Here is a 22,794-nt window from a genome sequence, read left to right as displayed (position 1 = left end):
CCACTAGGATAATCATGATTAAAACAATGATGAAACTTGCCGCTAGCGTGGCCCTCTTTACGGCGTTAGCTACTGGTGCTCAAGCACAAGAAGCCGACTACACCCCACAACAAGTACAAGAAATGCACAAATTGGCGGAACAAGGCGAAAGCTTTGCTCAAGCGGCGTTAGGCGTGCTGTATATAGAAGGGAACTCTGTGCCTCAGAATTATGCAGAAGCTCATAAATGGCTTGGCCGTGCCGCCGCACAGAATGAAGCGCTGGCGCAATTCCAATTGGGTGTGCTGCATTATCGTGGCCAAGGCGTACCACAAAGTGATGCGGAAGCTCTGGCGTGGTTTGGAAAGTCTTGTGCAGCGGGACTCTCTGAAGGTTGCTCCATTTACAGCCAACTCAAAATAAACTAACTACCAATAAAAAACCGCCCTTAGGCGGTTTTTTATTGCGTGTCTTGCTCTATACGCTGCTGTGTTTGGCCGTGCTCTTGGCACGCCCGCTGGAGGTGAACCCACTGCGCAATACGCTTTTAAGACTTTCCGCTGCTTCAAGAAAGGCCAATTTGCCTTCTATCTCTTTCATCCCTACCCTATACCTTGGCACATCACATAAGTATCTATTGTGAACTTTTATTCATTATTTGAAAATGCTTACCCGCACTACATCTAACACTTCTAGTGTTGTGACTTCCCATCAGAAACTGATTATCCACGTAATTATTTTCTTTGTTTCTTAGATTTGGGATAATAATTCATGAAAAATAGAAAGACATATCACAACCCTTTAGTTAAAAACATGTAGCCATTTCTTTAACCAACAGGAGATTGAATATATGTCTGACCCTATTTTTCGCCGCGCTCAAGAATCAGATCTAGAAGCAATCGTCGCCATCCTAGCCGATGACGTACTTGGCCACGAAAGGGAAGACTCACGCTGGCCCCTTCCTATAAACTACTTAAATGCTTTTCAAGCCTTAGATTCCGACCCTAACCACTTCTTAGCCGTCGTAGAAATAGATGGCGTGATTTGTGGCACATTGCAAATTTCTTTTATCCCCGGCTTGTCTTACCAAGGTGCCTGGCGAGGAGAAATCAATACCATACGTGTGTCTCGTACTATCCGAGGCAACAGCTTGATAGAAAGCATGATTAAATGGGCAATAGAAAAATGCAAAGCCCGTCACTGCCAATTCGCACAATTAACCTTCGATACAGCGCGGCCAGATAACCACCGTTTCTATGTGCAATTAGGCTTCACTGCTGTGCATAGAGGCTACATGATGGAACTAGAGCACAGCGCAGGTAACTAGCCCAGCAACTCCACAAACCACCTTTTGAACGCACTACGCCCATGTACCCATTAAAAAAACCCGTCCTCCTCACGCAAGACGGGTTTCTTTATGCCGCGTACTAAACCTTATACCGTTTGCTGCAACATGCTCGTGCCGTCCAAACTTCCTGCTTGGAACTTAGCCAATGGCAACAACATACGCTGTGTAGACGCTAACAACGGCTGCAAATCAAACTGCACATAATTCAGTTGGTCGTAGGTACGTAAATAGATACGGCCTTGGCGCAAATCAGTTAATGATGTCCATGTAGTGTACTCAGAACTGTAACCTGCAAAACCGTTTACGTCAGGCGCCATAGCATCAGCACCCTTATTAGTGCTTTGTGAGTCTATGGTGATACCACGCGGCCTATCAAAGTTATTCATAATGTGCGACAGCGTTGTTACTGCACTATTTGCGTCTTTCGCTTTTTCGCTAAAGTGTGCGTAGTACACCGCACGCACAAAACGCCCTACCGCAGTATTTGATGCTGGCAATGCCACCGTTGCAATACCCGAATCTGGCTGCTGGAACGTTTGGCCCTTAATGGTCAGACTGGACTGATCAATATTAGATAAGAAGGTGTAATTGCTTAAGTTAGTCAGATGCCACGAGAAATCTGGGCCGTTTGTCATTACCCCTAGTGGGTTGTCATACACTTGCTGTTTACCATGCGAATACTCGATCACCAGTGATGCACCAGTTGCATCATGTATGGCGTAATGAAACGGTGTTTGTGCACCGCCCATCTGCTCAATTGCTGTTGTCAGCACAGGTTGATTGGTGATGGCCTCTTTTACCTCAGCCACTGACTGAAACTGTGACAATACCCAATTGCCCAGATCAATAGCTGCCAATACTGGCACGCTGTTATCTAAGGTGTCTTCGGGGCCTTGCGTCGTCGCAAACGCCAACAGACTAAAGGTTAGACCTTGGCTATTAACCCCTTCTACGGTTTTAAGTTCGTCGACCGAACCATTTGGAATACTCACTGACAAAAACCCGTACTTGGCAATAAATGGTAATGCCACATGCTTATTCGCCTGCGATGAAAAGGCCGTTCCTTTAGGTTGATACACCACAATATACGGCATATCAAAAGGAAGCTCTAAGGTGCGCCCCGCATATGGTGCTGCTTGTTGATCAAAATAGAGTAAAGAGGTGCACATATTTAGAATCCAAATAGCATATCAATGTTGGGGAAGCACGAAACATCACTATAAAACCTTTTACCGTGCGTTCGCTATTGCATGAGCATAACCCAAATGCATTAACGCCAGCATTTATTCCCCTGCAGCTTTACCAAAATTTCCGGTTTGCTATTTGCGATCATTTAACACGCAGACTGCCATACCATTTTCGCCATGAGTTTGGCAGATTCTACTTTTGACTGCTGGTACCCCTGTACTTGGCCAGTCACAATCAGCCCCTCACCCAATAAATACAGTTGTTCGCCAATCAGCTCTGGTTGTGTAGCCTGAGCATGGCGACATAACTGCTGCACGTATTCCAATACCTCTTGTTTATGGCTAGCCGCCTGTTGATGCGGCGGCATATCCGCGGCCGCAAACTCTGCTGCTGCGTTAATAAACGCACAACCAAAAAAACCCTCTTCTTGCGTCCAACTTGCAATGAAATCTATATACGCTAGCGGGCGATCCACCTCAGGTGAAGCTTCTACAAAGCAGCGCATTTTATCCATGAACCATGTATGTCGTAACTCCAATGCTGCCGCTATCAATACATCTTTACTAGCGAAATGCCTATAAAGCGTTTTTTTCGTCACGCCAGCCTCACGGCTAAGTAGTTCTACTCCAGTCGCATGAAAGCCATTTTGATAAAACAACTGTAAGGATGAGGATGCAATATGGTGTGCTGTAGTCATGGCAACAAGTATACCGATCGGTTGACTTAAAGATACTGATCAGTATACTAGCTCAAACTAGCACTTCTTGACTACTTAAAAGAGCATTAACCATGTCTATGCGTCGTTTACTTTCTTCTAATGCGCCCCCTGCACCACCTCTAAAGTTCATCTTTATTTCCTCAGTAGGAGCGGCCATTGCCATCGCCATCACGGGTTGGTTAAGCGTGCTATCAGGCACGCCTTGGCTAATGGCACCCTTTGGTGCGAGTTGTGTATTGGCTTTTGGGGTGCCTGACTCCCCTTTAGCCCAACCTCGCGCTATTGTGGGTGGTCACTTGGTCGCCACTGCCGTAGGGTTACTGGTGTTATGGCTAGTCGGTGATGGATGGTTAGCCGCAGCCCTTAGTGTGGGTTTAGCCTTAGCTGCCATGCAAATTACACGTACCGTACACGCCCCCGCAGGTGCCGACCCGTTGATTGTGATTGCCGCCCACACATCCATCAGTTATTTGATTTCCCCCGTTTTATTGGGCTCGTTAGTGATCGTCATCATCGCGTACTTTGTGAATAATGCCCGCAGCACAGACAGCTACCCAAAATATTGGCTTTGACGCTAGACTGACGACTCGACCATCATTTTTTGTAGCTACTCACGCCCCCTATCTGGATGAATAACGACCTAAACCTTGTCATGCTCATGGAGCGTGAGCTGCTGCACCCTACTACTCGTGCTAACAAGCAGCGTATTAATGCATTACTGAGTAATGATTTTCAAGAAGTAGGGGCCTCCGGCCAGGCCTTTGGCAAAGAAACTGTGCTGGCCACCTTGCCTACAGAATCAGAAACGACGTTTTCTGTACACGAGATGCAAGCACAGAAACTCAGCAGTGATGTCATCCTTGTTACATATAGACTAGAGAAGCACCATGCTGAAACCATGACCCACTCATTACGCAGTTCCCTGTGGTTACGCGACTCTGACCACTGGAAAATGCGTTATCACCAAGGCACCTTCATTCGCTAAACGCCTACTTTCAAAAGACATTATTCGCAAATCGTTACGCCCTGTTGAAGATGTTTTCTTGACAACTTTTCCTGCCCAACACAACAATCAAAAGATTTATTGAATAAAACAACTACCAGCACCTAGCCTTTATGGTTAGCGTACATGGGCAGCAAGGTATAGGCACGCGGGGCAGCGTATGTTCACCAAAACCATGCACCAGCAAGTATTTATTCTTGCTAGTGCTCAGGCTCTTTTTCAAATCGTTTATGTTGCCATCATGACCATTGGCGGCTTAGCGGGCGCAGCCATGTCTGGCTCGGCTCGCTGGGCCACACTGCCCATCGCTACTATGTTCCTCGGTACCGCCCTGATGATGTTTCCCGCATCAATCTGGATGGCCAAAGTAGGTAGACGCATGGGTTTTCTGGTGGGAGCCTTGCTGGGCACAGCAGGTGGGCTTATTGCCAGCATAGGCATTTTGGAAAACTCGTTGGCCATATTGGGATTAGGCACGTTTTTTATTGGCTGCTATCAAGCTTTTGCTCAGTTCTATCGCTTTGCGGCAAGTGAAATTGCTGCCCCAGATTTCAGACCTCGCGCCATTTCACTGGTGCTTGCTGGTGGTGTCGCTGCAGCGTTGATTGGACCGGTACTCGCGCAAATGGGCGGACCGCTCATGCAACCCTACTACTTGGGCTCATTTTTACTTATTGCTTTAATAGCCTTGATATCAGTAGGTGTGCTGCTAAGTTTTCACGCACCACCTGTTTATGCCGCGGTAACCCACCACAACACACCCGCCAGATCTTTGCTGCATATTGTGGCCCAGCCTACCTATTTAGTAGCCTTATTTGGTGGTGCTACCAGCTACGGCATCATGATTATGGCCATGACAGCAACGCCCTTAGCCATGCTCTACCACAACCACGAGCTGGGCACAGCAACTATCGTTATTCAGTTGCATGTGCTGGGTATGTTTTTACCCTCATTTTTTACAGGATCGCTCATCACACGATTTGGTGTATTACGCATCATGCTTGTGGGCGCCCTACTGTTTGCCGCTCATATTCTCATAACGATGACGGGTACTAGCTTTGTGTCTTTTGTCAGCTCACTCACTTTGCTGGGTGTGGGTTGGAACTTCATGTACATAGGTAGCACCACACTTCTCACCTGTTCCTATAGCCCACACGAAAAAGCACGCGCTCAAGCTACCAATGACATGGTGATCTTTATCGTAGGTGTAGTGTGTGCATTTAGCGCTGGTTGGCTATTGGAAACCATAGGCTGGGCTAGCATGAACCTCATGTTGTTACCGTGGTTAGGATTATCTGCATTATCAATAATCTGGCTAGGCTTGCATCAACGCCGCACCCACCACACTGAATAAGCATGGCATACTGAAACGCACGTATTCTTTTGGCAGTACCCCATGATCACCATCAGCCCTTTAGCCGCATCGCAATGGCAGCAACATAAAACACTGCGTCTACACGCGTTGCAGGACTCACCCGACGCATTTGGCAGCACCTACGAGGCTGAACATACACGCTCTGATGCTGACTGGGCTCAACGCATTGCTACCGCTCTAGCATCGCCACATGATCGTATTTTTATTGCTTATCATCACGGCGTCGCATGCGGTTTGGTGTGGTGCAAGCTGGCTACTAAATCCGCTACTACCGCCGACCTGTTCCAAATGTGGGTTGATCCTGCCAAACGTGGGCACGGCGCAGGCAAGCTCCTACTGGATGCCGCCATACACTGGGCAAAAGACGCTGGCATGCGCACGGTAGAGTTAGGGGTCACACAATCCAACTCAGCTGCTATACATCTATATAGTCGTTATGGTTTTACCCCCATCGGTACACCTACCCCATTGCGCGAAGGCTCTACCTTGCTGTCGCAAACGATGGTGTTGACGCTGTCTCCATAATCCATATCCAAATCTCCACATACTCTACATGTGACCGTACTAGCATTATTCGCATCTTAAACACCTCAAGCTAGACGCTCTTAGGTCATGACCACCACACACGCCCCCACCCTACCTACTATTGCCCCTATGCCACTGCAGGTGGAATTCCAGCCTGTAGTGGATGAACTCTGTCGTGCTCTTGAGCGCATACTGGGTGACGCTATAGATAGTCTTTACCTCTACGGCAGTGTGGCCCGAGGCACCGCTACCGTGGGTAGCTCAGACGTAGATCTATGCTTGATTACTCGCCATCCGCTGAGCATTGCCCAAACCGAGCAGTTGGCCGACTTATGTACCACTACCGCTGCACGCCACTTCAGTGTGAGCAAAGTCGATATTGATTGCGGGACTAGGGCCGAGGTACTGACCGAGAAAAATCATTACAGTTGGGGCTATTGGCTCAAACACCATTGCCGTTGCATCAAGGGGGATGATCTGGGTGAGCATTTTCCGCTTTTTTCACCTTCACATGAAATTGCAATCGCGGTCAATGGTGACTACCTTGCTGTGCTGCAAGGTTACAGGCTGCGATTGCAAGAAACTGCCCCGGAATCTCACATACGCCGTCTGCAAAAAGAGGCCTCTAGAAAGCTGATACGTGCGACCAATATTCTGCGCCCTGTTTCGGCTGATTACTGGCCTAACACGTTAGAAGAGTATGTGAGCTTTGCTGTAGCACACCACCCTAGCTCAGCGGAGTTTTTACCCTTCTTTTTGCAACATGCCCACACGCCCACCTCTGGTGTTGCCGAGTTTTGTGCGCAGCTAGAAACCGCTATGCAATGGATGCAACAGCACACACACTAAGTCATCACGAAACCAACAGGGAGATTCCTAGGATGACAAGCCATAGCACTCACGGTACAACCTAGTTTTCTCTTTCTCCCTGTGAGCCCCCATGCAGTTGCACAACATTCCTTTTGGCTTAACCGACTGGTCCACTATTTCTCCAACTGAACACCCCGGCATACACGGTGTTGCGCACTGGCGCACCTGCCACTTTGGCGATATTCGAGTACGTATGGTGGAGTATTCAGCGGGCTACTTGGCCGATCACTGGTGCAGCAAAGGGCATATTTTGTTGTGTTTGGAAGGCTGTTTAGACACCGAACTGGACGACGGCCGTCGCTTTACGCTCACCCCGGGCATTAGCTATCAGGTGGCAGATCACGCCGAAGCCCACCGATCCAGCACTCAAACTGGTGCCAAGCTTTTCATTGTTGACTGACGAACCCACATAAGGCGCTACACTATTAGCACTATCCCTGCCGCCGGATTGTTGCCATGCGCCTGAATCTTTTTCTCAAGCTGTTTTTAGCCATACTCGCCACCAGCATCTTGTTGATTGTGGCAATGGGTGGCGCCATTCGTTGGAGTTTTGATCGCGGTTTTGTGGACTACCGCTTAGAGCGCGAGCAACAACGCATAGAGTCACTAGCCTCGTTCTTATTGGATGAATATGCCCAACAAGGTAACTGGTCTTTTATAGAGGGCCGTTCTCGTTGGTGGCGTGCACTACAAGCCACCAGCAATGAAATGCCTGGTCATGGTAACCCTCGTGGCCATGGCCAAGGCGGTATGCCCTTTATTGCCTTAGTTGATCCCAACGACAAATTCATTGCCGGGTCGTTAAGCCGACAAACCTCGGGGTGGATACGCCACGAACTGGTGCAAGACGGTACTACCATTGGTACGCTGCTCTACAACCCTCCCCCTTCTATAGAACTCTTTGATAGCGCAGCTGAACAACGTTTTGAGCAGCAACAACTACAGGCCACATGGTCTATAGCCGGGTTGAGCGTACTGCTAGCCGCTTTGGTCAGTTACTTACTTGCCCGCCTGTTGCTTGAGCCCATACAGCGTATGGCGCGCGCTACCCGACAAGTAGCCGCTGGCGATTACAGCGTACGTATTCCCACACAAAGCCAAGATGAGTTGGGCCAACTTGCCCAAGACTTCAATGCCATGGCGCACTCGTTGGCAGCCACTGAAAAGCTACGCTTAGCGTTGGTAGCTGATATCTCGCATGAACTACGTACCCCCCTAGCTATTTTGCAAGGTGAAATAGAGGCCCTGCTGGATGGCCTACGCCAACCCACACCAGAGACTCTACAGTCCTTAAAGCAAGAAGTGGTTCAATTAAATCAGCTCATTAATGATTTACACATGCTGTCACTTGCTGACTCCGGTGCGTTAGAGTTTGACCTACAACCCAACACTAGCCTGCGTGCTATCTTGCAGCGTTGCTACGATGCGTACCAACCTCGTTTGGAAGCCAAAGGCTTGACGCTTAACATTGATGTGCCAGAGCTACCCACCCTGCAAGGCGATAGCACGCGCTTAAATCAGCTATTTAGCAATGTGCTAGAAAACTCCCTGCGCTACACCCATGCGCCCGGCGACGTCCGCATACAGGCCGAACAACAGGCTGACGGCCTGCATGTGTTTATTGATGACTCTGCACCTGGTGTAGCGTCTGAAAATTTACCGCATTTATGCGAACGCCTTTACCGTGTAGACCCGTCGCGCAGCAGAGCATTAGGCGGATCAGGTTTAGGGCTAGCGCTGTGTGAACGCATTGCACATGCCCACCACGGCACTATTCAAGCGCAACACTCGCCGTTAGGCGGTGTACGTATTCATGTGATGCTTCCTTTGCGACAACCATCATGACCATTTCTGCACGCATACTGATTGTTGAAGATGAACCCAAGCTGGTAGAGCTGCTGACTCTGTACTTAGAAGCCGCTGGCTATGCATGCCATGCTGTGTTCAATGGCAATGATGTAGAACAGGCGCTCACCGCTTTCAAACCCGATTTGCTACTGTTAGACCTCATGCTACCCGGCAAAGATGGGCTGACTATTTGCCGTGAGTTACGCCAGCACAGCCAAATCCCCGTCATCATGGTGACAGCCAAGGTGGAAGAAATAGACCGGCTCTTAGGCTTAGAGCTAGGCGCTGACGATTATATCTGCAAGCCCTACAGCCCACGCGAAGTGGTCGCACGCACCAAAGCCGTACTACGACGCTATCAACAGCCGCAAACTGCTACCGATAACGCCACCGCCAGTGGTGTGTATATTGATGAAACCCGTTTCTTAGCACAACTGGATGGGGTCACCCTAGACCTTACACCCGTAGAGTTCCGGTTGTTTGCCCTGATGGCGAATTCCCCTGGCCAAGTCTTCAGCAGAGATCAACTACTAACGTTGATTTATGACGATCATCGCATCGTAACCGATCGTACTGTAGATAGTCATATCAAGAACTTACGCAAGAAGCTGGAAGCCATTCGCCCTGACCAAGAGGTCATACGCTCCATCTATGGCGTGGGCTACAAATTTGAAGAAGGCAGTGCCTAAGCTTCACATTTTCTCCATATTTTTTGCCAATTTGCTGCACAGTGCGGTCCTACTATGTAGTCATCAGCTCAACGCTTAACGCAAAAGGAGATTCACCATGCTGAAACTACGTACTTCCCTCTTGGCTGCCACTGTTGCCGTAGCGGCTGTGTTTTCCCCTCTGACTCAAGCGGTAGAAAGCACACCACCAGCCTCTAGCCCTATACAAGTCACTGGTACCCCGGTATCTAACCACGGTATGTCTGACTTCCGTGATCTGAACCTGAGCCAAGCACAACAAGACCAATTGTTTGAACTGCGTCACCAGCAGGAACCGGAAATGCGCCGTCTGCACAATGCCGTACGCGATGCCCGCATCGAATTACGTAATGTGTCTAACGCAGCAACCTTTGATGAAGCCAAAGCTAAAGCCAGCAGCGAAAAATTAGCCAAAGCCGAAGCCGACCTAAGCCTGCAACGCACTAGACTGCAAGCCCAACGTATGGCGGTACTAACTCCTGAACAACGTCAGCAACTGCAGCAGTTTCAAGCTGCTAACCGTGATCAACAGCGCGGTAGCCGACACAGTAATCGTGGCGACCGAGGTGATTGCCGAGGTGACATGGATGGTTCACACAATGGCCCTCGCCACGGTGGTGGCCAACACTCTGGTCGCTTCTAACAACAGGCCATAGGCTTGGTCCGTTACGCCTTACACGCTGTCCAAGCCTATATCTAACACACGCACACTATGTGTTAGCCAACCCATCGCAATTTGATTTACCCCAGTTTGCGCCACAGCGATGGCGCTTTCTGGGGTAATGCCGCCTGACGCTTCGCAGATAGCTCGCCCTCCTATGCGTTGCACCGCCTCTTTCAACATGGGTATGGGCATATTATCCAAGAGCACCACATCTACCCCGCACTGCAGTGCTTCATCTAGCTGCTCAAGGGTATCCACCTCTAGCTCTACTTTCACCAGATGCCCCACATTCGCTTTGGCACGCGTTAAGGCTGCACGCACACCACCTGTAATAGCAATGTGATTGTCTTTAATTAATACTGCATCGTCCAAGCCAAAACGGTGATTGCTCCCACCTCCTACACGTACAGCATACTTTTGCAGCATACGCATACCAGGCAAGGTTTTACGTGTGCAACTGACTGTGGTGCCATACGGCGCAACAGCACGCGCAATAGGCCTAGTAACCGATGCTATGCCACTTAAATGCCCCAGAAAATTCAGCGCAGTGCGCTCTGCCGTCAACATTGCTCGGGCATCCCCTTGGATATCGGCAATCACTGTACCTGCTTGTAGATCAGCGCCATCCTCACACAGCACATCGAAGCTACAGTTTTCATCCATCAACATGAAAGCGAGCCTTGCGACCTCTATCCCCGCCAATACCCCATTCTCACGCGCCACCAATTGCAAGTGTGCTTGAGTACCCGCAGGCACTACGGCTTGGCTAGTGATGTCGCCACTGCGGCCTAAATCTTCCAATAATGCGGTTCGTACCACGGGTTCTACCATGATGCGCGGTAATGAATGGATAGCGGTTGTCATGCTTTGCTCCTAGGAATTATTATGCTCATTATGAGTATTTATGGATGAAAGTAAAGCGCCTCAACAGGCGCTACGATCTACGCAGTATAGTGGCTATGCTTTAGCCCTGCAATAACGGCAACAGTTGGCGTTGCACCAGTGGCAATGCCGCGATCAGATCTTCCGGCACTAACCCTACGCCACACTGCTGCGCCGCTTCGCCATGCATCCATACTGCCGCACACGCTGCCTCAAAAGCCGGCATACCTTGCGATAACAACCCGCACACTATCCCCGCTAATACATCACCACTACCACCAGTAGCCAAATAGGCAGGAGCATTCGCATTAATCACGACTCGCCCATCGGGTGCAGCAATCACCGTGTCTGCGCCTTTAAGCACAACCACAGCACCTGTTTGTTTGGCCGCATTCACTACGTCTTGCAGCTTATCGCTACTGCGCGTGAAGAGCCGCGCAAACTCGCCTTCGTGGGGTGTCATCACGCAGTGCGAAGCAATGGTCTGTGTTAATAACGCCGCCTGCCCTTTGAATACCGTGATAGCATCAGCATCCAACACCACCGATTTCTTTGCCTGCAAAATTTGTAGCACACATTGCTTGGTGTGCTCAGTCACACCAGCCCCTGGGCCTACCAACCATGTGTGTTGACGATCATCTAGTAACGCCTGCTGCCACTCAGTTGGCTCAACGCTTTGCACCATAATGCTGCTGGGCAAAGCCGTGGCATATACCGACCATGCCTGTGCGGACGCCACAACACTAGTTAAGCCCGCACCGCTACGCTGGGCAGCCATCGCCGCTAAGCTAGCGGCACCAGTTAGCTGCTCACCCCCTACAACACTGGCGTGTCCTCGGGTGTATTTATGTCCCGCCATACCTGCAACGGGAAACTGTGTACCCCACAATGCTGGACTATTTAGCTGCACAACAGTACCCAAACGCTGACGCCATGCGGTATCGGTTTCTACACGCTGCCACAAAGCAAACGGAAATGGCAGGGCCAATACCTGCAGCTCACCGGTGTACTCGCGCCCAGGCAATAGATAATGCCCAGGTTTAGCACACAAAAAACTCAACGTTAACGTGGCTTTAATCGCCTGCCCTGCTACGGCACCTGTTGCACCATTCACCCCTGAGGCAATGTCTAACGCACACACTGGCACACCTAAAGCCTGAATATGCGTAGCCCACTGCTGCAACACAGGGCTTAAGGCGTATTTCAGCCCTGTACCAAACAAGGCATCTACCACCAATTCATCAGACTGCACATCACAATCATCGCTAGGCTGTACACTTTCTGGCCACAAGCTGGCTGCCCATTGCACTTGGGCATTTGCGTTTTCTATGGGTGCCACGATGCGTATACGTACCTTGTGCCCCAACGTACGTAAATGCTGTGCAGCAATCCAGCCGTCTGCCCCGTTATTACCGGGGCCACACAACACAACAATCGCTTTCGTAGGCCAGCGTACATGAATGGCTTCAGCTGCGCGCGTACCCGCCACGTACACTAACGTTTGCAACGAAACCCCTGCCTCTACTGCTGCTGCATCTAACATCGCCACTTGGCTAGGACTGAAAAGCGTGTGTGCAGCAAGCATGGCTATTCCTTATGATTAACGTGCCTGACGAGCCAGCGGCAACTTCGTGCCAGCAATAGAGCGTTCTAGCACAACATCGCCTTTAAACCTGAAAAGCTTGGCAGGCCTACCCGCTCCACTAGAGACGATGCCACCAGCTTCTTCCACCAGATTTTGTTGTTCCATCAAGCGTCGGAAGTTTTGTTTATGCAGACCACGCCCTGCCAATGCCTCTACCGCTTGCTGCAACTGCAACAACGAGAACTCAGGAGGCATTAATTCAAACACTACAGGACGGTACTTAATTTTTGCACGCAACCGTGCTGCGCCCGTGGCCAAAATACGGCGGTGATCATAGCGCATAGGTAAACCCAATTTACCTTCGTCTCCGGGGTGTTCGTCTGAGCTGTCGCGTTGTGCTTCGGGTATGAGCTTGGCTTCAAACAACAACTCGTAACGCTGTAGCACCATGTCTTCATTCCATGCCGCGCCATCAAAACCAAAGGCATAGCACACCCGCTGCCAGCGCTCGGCTTTTACCGCAACATCAGCAGACGCCCAAGCTTGCAGCTTCGGAAGAATATAGTCTTGTATCAGAGCAGGCTCACCTTGGCGCCAGTCTTCCCACGGAAAGTAGCGATACCAATCCTGCCAACTCACCCCCGCATCTTTAGGGGTATCACCTTCTCGTGTCAGCCCTAAATAGCTCACCGAAATGATGCGCTCACCTGCCGCCGAGAACCGACTGCGATCAGCAAAGGTATACAACTGTTCTACATAGCCTATGGGGTGATGAGTCTGCGTTTCTACCCAGGCTCGTAAGCCCATTTGGAGTGAGTGGTGTGTATTTTCCAAAGGACCTGCCGGTAGACAGCGACCCTCACTTGTGGTCAATACGCGCGGTTGGCCTTGATTCACAGCAACCAATACCGCTACCAGTTCTGTTCGCACCAAAATATCAGAATGACTCAAATTCACACAAACCTGTCAATGATGGATGGATCACTCATAGGATTATAGCCGTAAGCCTCTTTCTATACTGGCAGAAGAAACTATTACTCTTTATGACCATGCCTAAAGTTTTTTACCAACCAACCGTTAAAGAGGACCCTATTGTAAATTCTGCTGTGACAAGGTTGAGCCGTGCGCAAGAACTACCCAATTACCGAGGTAGAAACCAAGGTACACCCCAATCAGTACCTGATTTCTAAAACGGATCTTAAAGGCCGCATCACGTATGCAAACTCGGCCTTTGTGGACATTAGCGGTTTCACTCGCGCCGAGCTACTGGGCAAAGCGCATAACATTGTGCGTCACCCGCACATGCCACCAGCTGGCTTCCAAGATCTTTGGGACACCCTACAGGCTCATAAACCGTGGTTAGGTCTGGTCAAAAATCGTCGTAAAGATGGTGGTTTTTACTGGGTACAAGCACTGGTATCACCCATCTTTGAAAATGGGCAGGTAACAGGCTACGCATCCGTGCGTGTACGCCCTTCTGATGCACAAGTCGCCGAAGCAGAGCAGTTTTACGAACAGGTTAACTCAGGCAATGTCAGTGGCTACGCCCTCAAGGCTGGACGTATTGTGCCTACGGGTTGGAGACGTTTACTGCAATGGGCAAGCTGGCCATTTAATCGCTCCTTGCGTGCCAGCATGTTCCGTCTGTCCATGTTAGCCACTGTCATTACCGGCACCATCAGCGTGGCAGCTTTCAACCAAGGTATTCCAGACGGCTACCAACTGCCCGCTGGTTTATTTTTGGGCGTAGGTTTTTCTGCGTTTATGGCTTATGGCTGGCGCATTAGTCAACGCATCAATAAAGCACTCAAAAGCGCCTCTCAGATTACCCAGCAAATTGCTGCCGGTAACTTAGATTTGCACATTGATGAAGCCGAACAATCTAAACAACAAAACCATGAAACTGGCGAGCTGAACTTCTGCTTGGAAATCATGCGTAAAAGCTTGATTGCCATTGCTGCTGACACCCACAGAGGTGTGCTGGCCTCTATTCAAGTAGCTAAAGAGTTAGATCAAGATAACCGACTGCTGTCTGAACGCACTGCCCACCAAGCCGACTCGCTGCAAAAAACAGCCGCCAGCATGGAAGAGCTTACCGTCACCGTTAAACAAAATGCAGACAATGCTGTTCGTGCCAGCGAACTGGCAAACAACAGCATGCAAACCGCCAAACGCGGCGGTAGCGCCGTCGCTGAGCTTACCCAAACCATGCAAGGTATTCACAGTAGCGCCAACCAAATTAGCGAGATCGTGAGCCTAATTGAAGGCATTGCCTTCCAAACCAATATCTTGGCGCTAAATGCAGCAGTTGAATCAGCTCGTGCTGGTGAAGCCGGTAGAGGCTTTGCAGTCGTAGCCGGCGAGGTACGCAGCCTTGCACAACGTAGCTCTAAGGCTGCCGGTGAAATCAAACTGCTGATTAACGAATCCGTCACGTTGATGAACGAAGGGGTGCAAAAAGCCGATCACGCCGCCCAAACTATGCACGACATTGAAGAATCCGTGCAACGTGTGAGCGACATCATTAACGAAATTTCGTACGCATCTGAAGAGCAATCTATAGGCCTGCAGCAAATTAACCAAGCTGTTGCGCATATGGATGAAGTCACACGCCAAAACGGTTTCTTAGTCGATGACTTAGGCCGCACAACGCAGCAACTCAGCCATCAAGCCACAGAGCTGGATGAGTCTATACGCGTGTTGAATACAGAAGCTACCCGCCAAACACCGGCGCTAGAGCATACGCCACACTCACGCTTGAACTAAAGTTGTAACAACAGCCTAAATTTCAAACGGGCGCTATCGCCCTATCCATGCCTGTTCCGCACTGGAACAGGCATTTTTTATTGTTTCCTGTTTCATTTGTTGCATTTATGTTTCTATTTAAGCTTAAAGCACATACACCGCTTGCCGTAATCGTCGTGATCTCACTTATCGTGCGGACTCAGGCCCTTCAAACGCTCTGAGCCGCTGTATTTACTCCGACAGATTGAGGAGCAATCCCATGCGCATTAACATGCCTGTTACCCAGATTGAAACCGAGCTAGGGCCGGAACAGTATCTGATATCCAAGACCGACCTCAAAGGACGTATTACCTACGCCAACCCTGAGTTTGTCACCATCAGTGGTTTTGAGCGTGACGAGCTCATCGGTAAAGCCCACAACATTGTTAGACACCCTGATATGCCCACCGAGGCGTTTGCTGATTTTTGGCAAACCCTACAAAAAGGTAAACCGTGGATGGGACTGGTCAAAAACCGCCGCAAAGACGGTGGCTTCTATTGGGTACAAGCGCTAGTGTCACCGCTGTATGAAAACGGACAGGTTGTAGGTTATGCGTCAGTGCGCACCAAGCCCAGTCGCAAGCAAATAGAAACCGCCGAAACCTTCTACAAAGCCCTGCAAGAAAAACGCGCTACTGCCTGCTTACAAGAGGGGCTGTTAGTGCCTACCGGATGGCGCCGTATCCTGCATACGCTAAAGCGCCCCTTCCGCAATACCATTCCTGGTGCATTAACACGCCTCACCACATTGTCTCTGCTGTCCATTGCTGCCAGTGTAGGCAGTCCCTACTATCTGCCAGCCGAAACACCAACATGGGTATTCTGTGCACTACCTGCTGTATTAGGATTGGCCGTACTGTTATACACATGGCGCTTGCAGCGCAACCTTAGTCCCGCCCTGCAACATGCCAACCTCATCGTGCAACAGATCTCTACCGGCAACTTGATTCTGGATATTGATCACCTAGCCCTGCATGGCTTAGAAGAGCACAAAAAGCTCTTCTATAACCTAGAGCTGATGCGCAAGAGCTTAACTGGCATTGCTGGCGAAACACGCTATGGTATACACGCCGCTAACCAAGCAGTGCAATCACTGTATGACGCGAATGCTCACCTGACTGAACGTAACAGCAGCCAAGCAGCATCCATTGAAGAAACCGCAACCAGCATGGAACAGCTCACCACTACCGTGCAGCAAAATGCAGACAATGCTCAGCAAGCCAATCAACTGGCCGCAGCCAGCATGAAAACTGCGGAGCGTGGTAGTCACGAAGTGGGCCAGCTCATACAAACCATACAAGACATACACCAAGGCTCTACCAAAATTGCCAACATCGTCACACTCATAGATAGCATCGCATTCCAAACCAATATCTTGGCCTTGAATGCCGCCGTAGAATCCGCCCGTGCGGGTGAAGCTGGGCGAGGTTTTGCTGTCGTGGCATCCGAAGTACGTCGCTTGGCACAACGCAGTGCCAGTGCCGCCAGCGACATCAAAGCGCTGATAGACGCATCCGTTCAGCGCGTAGACGCAGGGGTAAAACAGGCTGAAAGTTCAGGCCAACACCTGCAACAAATGCTGGAATCCAGTCAACGCGTCTCTGACATCGTGGCAGAAATCTCTTGTGCATCGGAACAGCAAGCCGCTGGCTTAAAACAAGTCAGCGTCGCCATCCAACACATTGACCACACCACTCAACAAAACAGCGACTTGATAGAAAACATCCATCACACTGCTGCAGAATTGGCTAAACAAACTACCCAACTGGATGAGGCTATACGTGTGCTGAATGTGGCGTAAGCATAAAAAAAACCGGCCCATGGGGCCGGTAACCTTGGAGCAGATGACTCTTATTCTTCAGTGCCAGGAAATACGTTGGTGCCTACAGCAATGACTTGCTCCCCCACCTGCTGAAAAAATGCCCGTCTATGCTCTACCTGACGCGTTTCGGGGCTTAACCACCAGTAGTCAATGGCTTGTATGCTGTTGGGAGATGCTTGCTCTAGCATGTCACGTAGGAAGTGCTGGCCTTGCACGTCAGCAATATCATCGACAGAAACATCATTATTTTCTGTAAATGCGGGGTTCAGCACTACCTTGCGCTGTGCTTTATCCAGCACAAATACATACTGATCTTGGCGTCTGAACTCACCCTGCTTATTACGGAATTTACGCAATGCCAGCATTGGGTTAGCGAAATATTCGCTGACAGCCAGTTCTAACATTTGTTTGGCCTGTTCTTCGGTTGGATAACCTGGGAAGAAACCCACTGCCACAACGATGCCGTCTACCACTTCAAAATAAGTAATTTTGATTTCGTCTTGGCCATCGTTAGGATTGAACCAGTAGTACTCAATGCTGCCCTCTTTATCTTGCTTGGCTTTTTTCAGCATTTGCTTGAAAAAGGGCTGACCAGAGTCATCGGTTTCTTCCAGCACGTTTTGCCCTATCAACCCGGCAGACCAGCCACCGCTGGACAGCATTTGTCCGGCGGGGCTAAGGCTATACACATACAAGTCCTGGTCAATGAACTCAGGATCATGCGTAAAGTCATTCACCGCTGATGGGCCATTCTTACGTATGTGTGCTACCGCTTTATTTAATAGCTGATGCACGCGTTGCTGCTGCTGACTAATCTGCGCCTGAGCCCCCTCACTACTGACTACCATGGAGCTTGCCTGCACTGTTCCTACTGCTATCACCGCACAGCCACTGAGCAATGCCGTGAGCCATTTATTGCGTCGTGTCGTCATCTCAATACCCCATTAAGCCAGGCAGCCATAACGATAAGCTCGGTACGAATGCAATGATGAAAATAGCCACCACCAACACCAGAATGAATGGCAATGCTTTAGCCACTACCTGCTCTACCGTAGCTCCCCCTATACCCGATGCCACAAATAAGTTTTCACCCAATGGCGGTGTAATAAATCCCACTGACAAGGTACAAATCACCACTATCCCTACGTGTGTAGGGTCTACGCCCAGCATATAGGTCACAGGTAACAACACTGGCACCAAAATCATGATGGCCGCCAAGGTTTCCATGAACATACCCACGAACAACAAGAAGGCGATCAGGATAGTCCAGATCAAATACATGTTGTCTGTCCAGCTAATCAAGGATTCTGCGATCAAGGCAGGAATACGCTGCTCTACCAACAAGCGACCAAATACCGTTGCGGCAAACAGAATCAACAATACGCGACCAGTAATCCACGTTGTAGTGCGCAACGAGTTAAACAGTTTTTTCCAGCTCATTTCACGGTGAATACACACCCCCACAAACAACGTGTAGAAAATCGCCACTACCGCAGACTCAGTAGGCGTAAAGAAACCCGCGTAAATCCCGCCCAAAATAAATACCGGTGCAAAAATAGACCACACACCACGACGCAAGGCTTTTTTAAGATCTGCCAAGCACCAGCCTGAGCCCATCCCCTTGTAGCCAGATTTACGTGAAATGATGTAGTTCATCACCAATAAACTGCTAGCCATCACTAAACCAGGCACCACACCGGCAATAAACAACTTAGAAATAGAAACGGTAGAAAACTGGCCGTGCAACGCAATGGCTTCTGCAGGTGGACGCAGGCCCAAAGCTGAAATCCCAAAAATCACCATAGGAATGGAAGGTGGAATAATGATTCCTAAACCGCCCGACGATGCGGTCAGTGCCGATGCGTAGCTCAAGTCGTAGTTACGCTGTGTCATGGCAGGAATCATCAACATACCGACCGCCGCTGTTGTTGCTGGACCTGAACCCGAAATCGCACCAAAAAACAGGCAGGCCAGAACGGTTGCCATGCCTAGACCGCCTGTAACCGGCCCTGCTAAGGTTTCAGCTATATCCACTAAACGCCGCGATATCCCCCCCGCCTCCATCAGCGCTCCAGCCAAAATAAATGCGGGTAACGCCATCAACGGGAAACTTCCTACCGAGGTAAATGCAATCTGTACAAAGGAAATGGGGTTCTTACCCAGTGCCAAAAAGGCAAACATGGCGGCCCCCGCTAGCGACACCGTAATCGGTGCCCCTAACAACAGCAGCACAAAAAAACCGCCAAACAATAACCCTACAATTGACTGTTCCATGCTTAGGCTCCTTCCACCACGCTGTCGCGGGCTTCAGCACCCTGACGCTTGATCGCTTCTAATTCTTGGCTTTCAGGGTCAACCAATTCCACATGCTTGAACCAGATCAAATAGTTGTTCCACAAAATACGTACTGACATCAGCAAGAACGCTGCTGGCAACACCATGAAGAAATACTTCATTGGAATGCCTGTAGTCTGTGACTTCCAGAACAGGTTCATACGATTGAACACGAAGTCATAGCTCAACCATGTGAAATACAGGTTGAACGCCACCCACAGCAAATCGGCGATGCTCTCTGTCACTTTCTTCACGATGGGAGGAAAAAACTTAAACTGGAACGTCACACGGTTATGCGCTGACATTTTGGCTGCCACCACTGCCCCCAAATAGGCAAACCATACAAACATGTAGGTTGCGACCTCTTCTCCCCAGGGGATGCTGTACGCAAAAAACTGCCTCAAGATAATCTGCACAAACAACAGGACCACAAAGGTGCTCAGCAATAAGGCACAAATATATTCTTCTACGTGATCGATTATGTGCACCAGTACTTTTTTAATCGTCATACCTGTCTCCAACATCACTCTTTAGCCTGATTTAGGCGTGCATCAGGCAGCATCAAGGCAGATACCGGCTCATGGCAGGTATCTGCAGTACTTCAGGTTTTGATGAAAAACTCGGGGTTAACGATTCAGCGTGGCCAGAATGGCATCCAAACGCTCTTTGCCGCCGATGGAATCATAGAATGCAGGCCACACTTTAGTTGTTGCTGCCTCAATCCATTCCTGCTCATTGTTAGCAGGCTCTACGATTTCCATACCGGCTGCTTGCAGCTCTTGCTTAATACGGTCTTCAGTAGCTTGGATATATTCGTAGCTATGCTCGGTTGCTGCTTGGCCTGCTGCCAGAATCCATGCTTGAACTTCTGGCGTTTGCGCTTGGAAAACTTGCTCGCTCATTACCAGTGGCTCCAACGAGAACAGGTAACGAATTGGTGTGATGTACTTCTGCACTTCATCAAACTTCATGGCAGAAATAGTCATATAAGGATTGTCCTGACCATCCACCACCCCTTGCTGCAATGCAGTGAAGGTTTCGTTCCACGCCATAGGGGTTGGGTTCACCCCCCAAGCATTGTAGGAAGCAATCATCAACTCATTTTTAGGTACACGGATCACCAAACCTTTCAAGTCATCCAACGTACGTACTGGCCGTTTGGAGTTTGTTAGTACACGGAAGCCCGAATACGACCAACCAATGATGCGTACACCAGCATCACGAATGGTGTTTTCAGTCAGCTCTTTACCAACATCCCCTTGCGTTAAGGTTTTAGCATCGTCCAGACTTTGAATCACATAAGGCAGTGTGAGCACAGCCACACTAGGGGAAAACGGGGTAATGTTGTTAATCGCTAGAATAGAGAAGTCCAGCAACCCCATTGCTGCGTCATTAATCGTATCTTGTTCATCGCCCAACTGACTGTTTGGGAACAGATCAGCGGTCATGCTGCCACCACTTTTTTCTTTTAACTGCTCGGCAAACGCCTTGCCCAGTTCATACTGAGTCCCACCTGCTGCGTCACCAATCGCTACCTTGAAGGTTGTAGCACTGGCAGCCGTTGCCAACAACAAACTTGCTGCCCAAACAGAACCTGTGAGCCATTTCTTGAGTGTCATCGTAGTCTCCTCCCTCTTTTTCAGAGGTTGTATGTGTATTACAGCAAAACCAAGCACCAGACTCCTTTTTCCAGTGCTTGGGGATTTCAGCCCTTACAGCACCTCATCTTTCAAGTGATACCAGCGATACAAGAAGCGCTGACCAAAACGTCGGAACGGGGCAAAAAACTCAGACTCAACCATCTCCCGCACATTCGGGTACGGTAAACGGTCTTTGAATATAGGTAGATCTAACTCTTGGCCTTTACCTGCAATCCATTGCGCCATGCGTCTACCCGCTTGGGATGAGTACATCACGCCATTACCGCCATACCCCATGGCGTAATAAATGGTTTGTTGTGGATCAGGTTGCACAATACGCGGCATCATGTCGTGACTCACATCTACCCAGCCCCACCAGGAGTACGCAATATCAATGCCTTTTAGTTCGGGAAACTTACGTTCCATTGCACCTACCAGCAGATCTTGATACTTACGCTGCGGTGCATCTTTACCTGTAATCGCGCTACGACTACCAATCTGCAAACGGTTATCCGGTAATAAACGATAGTAGTTACGCAGCACTCGCGTATCAGTCAGTACTTGGTGCGTGTAGAAACGACAAGCTTCAATTTCTGCGGGAGTTAGCGGACGAGTCACCATAGAGTTAGACAAAATCGGCAACAAGCGATTTTTGAACTCTTTGTGCAGACCATTAGAGGTATACCCCCCTGTAGCCACGCCTACCGCTTTCGCTTTCACCACTCCTCCTGGTGTCTGCAAATAGTGGTAGCCATTGCGTGTTTTCCAGCTTTGTACTGGGCTAGAAGGGTGCACAGTAGCACCCAACGCACGGGCTTTTTTCAAATATCCAAACGCCAATTTACCGGCGTGAATACCAATGCCTTCTGGCTCGTGCATCGCGCCGTGAGCTTCGTGATCATTCACCCACTCATTACGTACGGTGTCAGCACTCAAAATGCGTGCATCGTAGTTGAAGGTGTCACGCAGCAAGGCTGCTTCTTTTTCTAACACGGGCATCACACGCTCACGGTGAGCGATATACAAGTGGCCACCCGGTTGCGGATCACAGTCTATATCTTTGATCAGCTCTTTGAAGTTTTCCATGCCCTCTACACACTCGCGGTGCATTTTGAGCGCCGTATCCACACCCCAGCGCTGTATCCACTGAGAGCGTTTCAGACGACCAGATGCGCACTGCGCCTGCCCGCCATTACGGGTACTGCAACCCCACGCAGTACGGTTAGCTTCCAGCACTGTAGCTTTGATGCCGTGTTCTTGTGCCAGGAAAATAGCCGTGGTCAAACCGGTAAAACCTGAACCAATAATTGCCACATCCACTTCTATATCGTGGGTGATAGGGCCATCATCTTCAGGCGGTTCACCGGCGGTGCCTACCCAATAAGTAGGCGCATATTCAGTACCCTCACCAGGATTACTACGCGCAGTGAACGGGTCATAAGCTGGGTCATAGGGACGTTTAGCAGGTGTGGCATGCCCTAACGTCTCAGCCGTAGTCTGTGTTGACGTTTCTTGGAGCATA

Annotated in this window: 23 protein-coding genes; 13 read left to right on the top strand and 10 right to left on the bottom strand. The window is 49.7% G+C overall.

Annotated features, from left to right (window positions below; translation table 11 throughout):
- Nucleotides 1-14 precede the first annotated feature (14 nt).
- Nucleotides 15-407, top strand: a complete 393-nt coding sequence (locus AC3QL0_RS06275) for a tetratricopeptide repeat protein (RefSeq protein ID WP_493010563.1) — start codon at nt 15-17, stop codon at nt 405-407.
- Nucleotides 408-829: 422 nt separating this feature from the next.
- The gene (locus AC3QL0_RS06270; protein ID WP_493010562.1) at nt 830-1,306 is read left to right on the top strand and encodes a GNAT family N-acetyltransferase; all 477 of its coding nucleotides are present in this window, start codon (nt 830-832) and stop codon (nt 1,304-1,306) included.
- A 107-nt stretch (nt 1,307-1,413) separates the two neighbouring features.
- Here the strand turns inward: AC3QL0_RS06270 and AC3QL0_RS06265 are convergent, their stop codons facing one another.
- Together AC3QL0_RS06265 and AC3QL0_RS06260 are read right to left on the bottom strand one after the other, a co-directional pair.
- On the bottom strand, nt 1,414-2,496 hold the full coding sequence (locus tag AC3QL0_RS06265) for a linear amide C-N hydrolase (protein WP_493010561.1): 1,083 nt from the start codon (nt 2,494-2,496) through the stop codon (nt 1,414-1,416).
- A gap of 164 nt (nt 2,497-2,660) precedes the next feature.
- The gene (locus AC3QL0_RS06260; protein ID WP_493010560.1) at nt 2,661-3,212 is read right to left on the bottom strand and encodes a TetR/AcrR family transcriptional regulator; all 552 of its coding nucleotides are present in this window, start codon (nt 3,210-3,212) and stop codon (nt 2,661-2,663) included.
- A 92-nt stretch (nt 3,213-3,304) separates the two neighbouring features.
- Between AC3QL0_RS06260 and AC3QL0_RS06255 the strand changes: the two genes are divergently transcribed.
- The 9 genes from AC3QL0_RS06255 (at nt 3,305) to AC3QL0_RS06215 (ending at nt 10,204) form a co-directional block, all read left to right on the top strand.
- On the top strand, nt 3,305-3,805 hold the full coding sequence (locus AC3QL0_RS06255) for an HPP family protein (protein ID WP_493010559.1): 501 nt from the start codon (nt 3,305-3,307) through the stop codon (nt 3,803-3,805).
- Nucleotides 3,806-3,861: 56 nt separating this feature from the next.
- Nucleotides 3,862-4,218 (top strand): nuclear transport factor 2 family protein, encoded by a 357-nt coding sequence (locus tag AC3QL0_RS06250; protein WP_493010558.1) that lies wholly within the window; start codon nt 3,862-3,864, stop codon nt 4,216-4,218.
- 178 nt (nt 4,219-4,396) lie between these two features.
- A complete protein-coding gene (locus AC3QL0_RS06245; protein WP_493010557.1) occupies nt 4,397-5,590 on the top strand; it encodes an MFS transporter in 1,194 nt (397 codons plus the stop codon).
- 42 nt (nt 5,591-5,632) lie between these two features.
- Nucleotides 5,633-6,136, top strand: coding sequence for a GNAT family N-acetyltransferase (locus tag AC3QL0_RS06240; RefSeq protein ID WP_493010556.1), 504 nt, complete (start codon nt 5,633-5,635; stop codon nt 6,134-6,136).
- Nucleotides 6,137-6,223: 87 nt separating this feature from the next.
- Complete coding sequence (locus tag AC3QL0_RS06235) at nt 6,224-6,985, top strand: nucleotidyltransferase domain-containing protein (RefSeq protein ID WP_493010555.1); 762 nt, start codon at nt 6,224-6,226, stop codon at nt 6,983-6,985.
- 91 nt (nt 6,986-7,076) lie between these two features.
- The gene (locus AC3QL0_RS06230; protein ID WP_493010554.1) at nt 7,077-7,406 is read left to right on the top strand and encodes a DHCW motif cupin fold protein; all 330 of its coding nucleotides are present in this window, start codon (nt 7,077-7,079) and stop codon (nt 7,404-7,406) included.
- Between the two features lie 56 nt (nt 7,407-7,462).
- Nucleotides 7,463-8,851: an ATP-binding protein gene (locus tag AC3QL0_RS06225; RefSeq protein ID WP_493010553.1), complete on the top strand. Its 1,389-nt coding sequence runs from the start codon at nt 7,463-7,465 to the stop codon at nt 8,849-8,851.
- Nucleotides 8,848-9,543, top strand: a complete 696-nt coding sequence (locus AC3QL0_RS06220; protein WP_493010552.1) for a response regulator — start codon at nt 8,848-8,850, stop codon at nt 9,541-9,543. Before AC3QL0_RS06225 ends, AC3QL0_RS06220 begins: the two co-directional genes overlap by 4 nt.
- A gap of 97 nt (nt 9,544-9,640) precedes the next feature.
- A complete protein-coding gene (locus AC3QL0_RS06215) occupies nt 9,641-10,204 on the top strand; it encodes a Spy/CpxP family protein refolding chaperone (RefSeq protein ID WP_493010551.1) in 564 nt (187 codons plus the stop codon).
- Between the two features lie 30 nt (nt 10,205-10,234).
- On the opposite strand, the gene nadC is transcribed toward AC3QL0_RS06215, so the two are convergent.
- The 3 genes from nadC to AC3QL0_RS06200 form a co-directional block, all read right to left on the bottom strand.
- Nucleotides 10,235-11,089 carry a carboxylating nicotinate-nucleotide diphosphorylase gene (gene nadC, locus AC3QL0_RS06210; RefSeq protein ID WP_493010550.1) on the bottom strand — a complete coding sequence of 285 codons (855 nt, stop codon included), beginning with the start codon at nt 11,087-11,089 and terminating at the stop codon, nt 10,235-10,237.
- A gap of 100 nt (nt 11,090-11,189) precedes the next feature.
- Nucleotides 11,190-12,692: an NAD(P)H-hydrate dehydratase gene (locus AC3QL0_RS06205; RefSeq protein ID WP_493010549.1), complete on the bottom strand. Its 1,503-nt coding sequence runs from the start codon at nt 12,690-12,692 to the stop codon at nt 11,190-11,192.
- Between the two features lie 15 nt (nt 12,693-12,707).
- The gene (locus AC3QL0_RS06200; RefSeq protein ID WP_493010548.1) at nt 12,708-13,643 is read right to left on the bottom strand and encodes an NUDIX hydrolase; all 936 of its coding nucleotides are present in this window, start codon (nt 13,641-13,643) and stop codon (nt 12,708-12,710) included.
- Nucleotides 13,644-13,814: 171 nt separating this feature from the next.
- Here AC3QL0_RS06200 and AC3QL0_RS06195 point away from each other — a divergent pair, with 171 nt between their 5' ends.
- Nucleotides 13,815-15,458: a methyl-accepting chemotaxis protein gene (locus AC3QL0_RS06195; protein WP_493010547.1), complete on the top strand. Its 1,644-nt coding sequence runs from the start codon at nt 13,815-13,817 to the stop codon at nt 15,456-15,458.
- A 238-nt stretch (nt 15,459-15,696) separates the two neighbouring features.
- Nucleotides 15,697-17,277, top strand: a complete 1,581-nt coding sequence (locus AC3QL0_RS06190; protein ID WP_493010546.1) for a methyl-accepting chemotaxis protein — start codon at nt 15,697-15,699, stop codon at nt 17,275-17,277.
- A gap of 50 nt (nt 17,278-17,327) precedes the next feature.
- On the opposite strand, the gene AC3QL0_RS06185 is transcribed toward AC3QL0_RS06190, so the two are convergent.
- The 5 genes from AC3QL0_RS06185 to AC3QL0_RS06165 all read right to left on the bottom strand — a co-directional run bounded on the left by AC3QL0_RS06185 (nt 17,328) and on the right by AC3QL0_RS06165 (nt 22,793).
- A complete protein-coding gene (locus AC3QL0_RS06185; RefSeq protein ID WP_493010545.1) occupies nt 17,328-18,230 on the bottom strand; it encodes a cache domain-containing protein in 903 nt (300 codons plus the stop codon).
- Nucleotide 18,231: 1 nt separating this feature from the next.
- Nucleotides 18,232-19,572 carry a TRAP transporter large permease gene (locus AC3QL0_RS06180; RefSeq protein ID WP_493010544.1) on the bottom strand — a complete coding sequence of 447 codons (1,341 nt, stop codon included), beginning with the start codon at nt 19,570-19,572 and terminating at the stop codon, nt 18,232-18,234.
- Nucleotides 19,573-19,574: 2 nt separating this feature from the next.
- Nucleotides 19,575-20,141 carry a TRAP transporter small permease gene (locus AC3QL0_RS06175; protein ID WP_493010543.1) on the bottom strand — a complete coding sequence of 189 codons (567 nt, stop codon included), beginning with the start codon at nt 20,139-20,141 and terminating at the stop codon, nt 19,575-19,577.
- A gap of 117 nt (nt 20,142-20,258) precedes the next feature.
- Nucleotides 20,259-21,251, bottom strand: coding sequence for a TRAP transporter substrate-binding protein (locus tag AC3QL0_RS06170; RefSeq protein ID WP_135863882.1), 993 nt, complete (start codon nt 21,249-21,251; stop codon nt 20,259-20,261).
- Between the two features lie 93 nt (nt 21,252-21,344).
- Complete coding sequence (locus tag AC3QL0_RS06165) at nt 21,345-22,793, bottom strand: NAD(P)/FAD-dependent oxidoreductase (RefSeq protein ID WP_493010542.1); 1,449 nt, start codon at nt 22,791-22,793, stop codon at nt 21,345-21,347.
- Nucleotide 22,794 lies beyond the last annotated feature (1 nt).

The sequence above is a fragment of the Paenalcaligenes sp. GW821-LYS-B07-1 genome, from assembly GCF_058803365.1.
The sequence above is the reverse complement of the archived record's forward strand: the minus strand, read 5'-3'. Positions and strand labels throughout refer to the sequence as shown.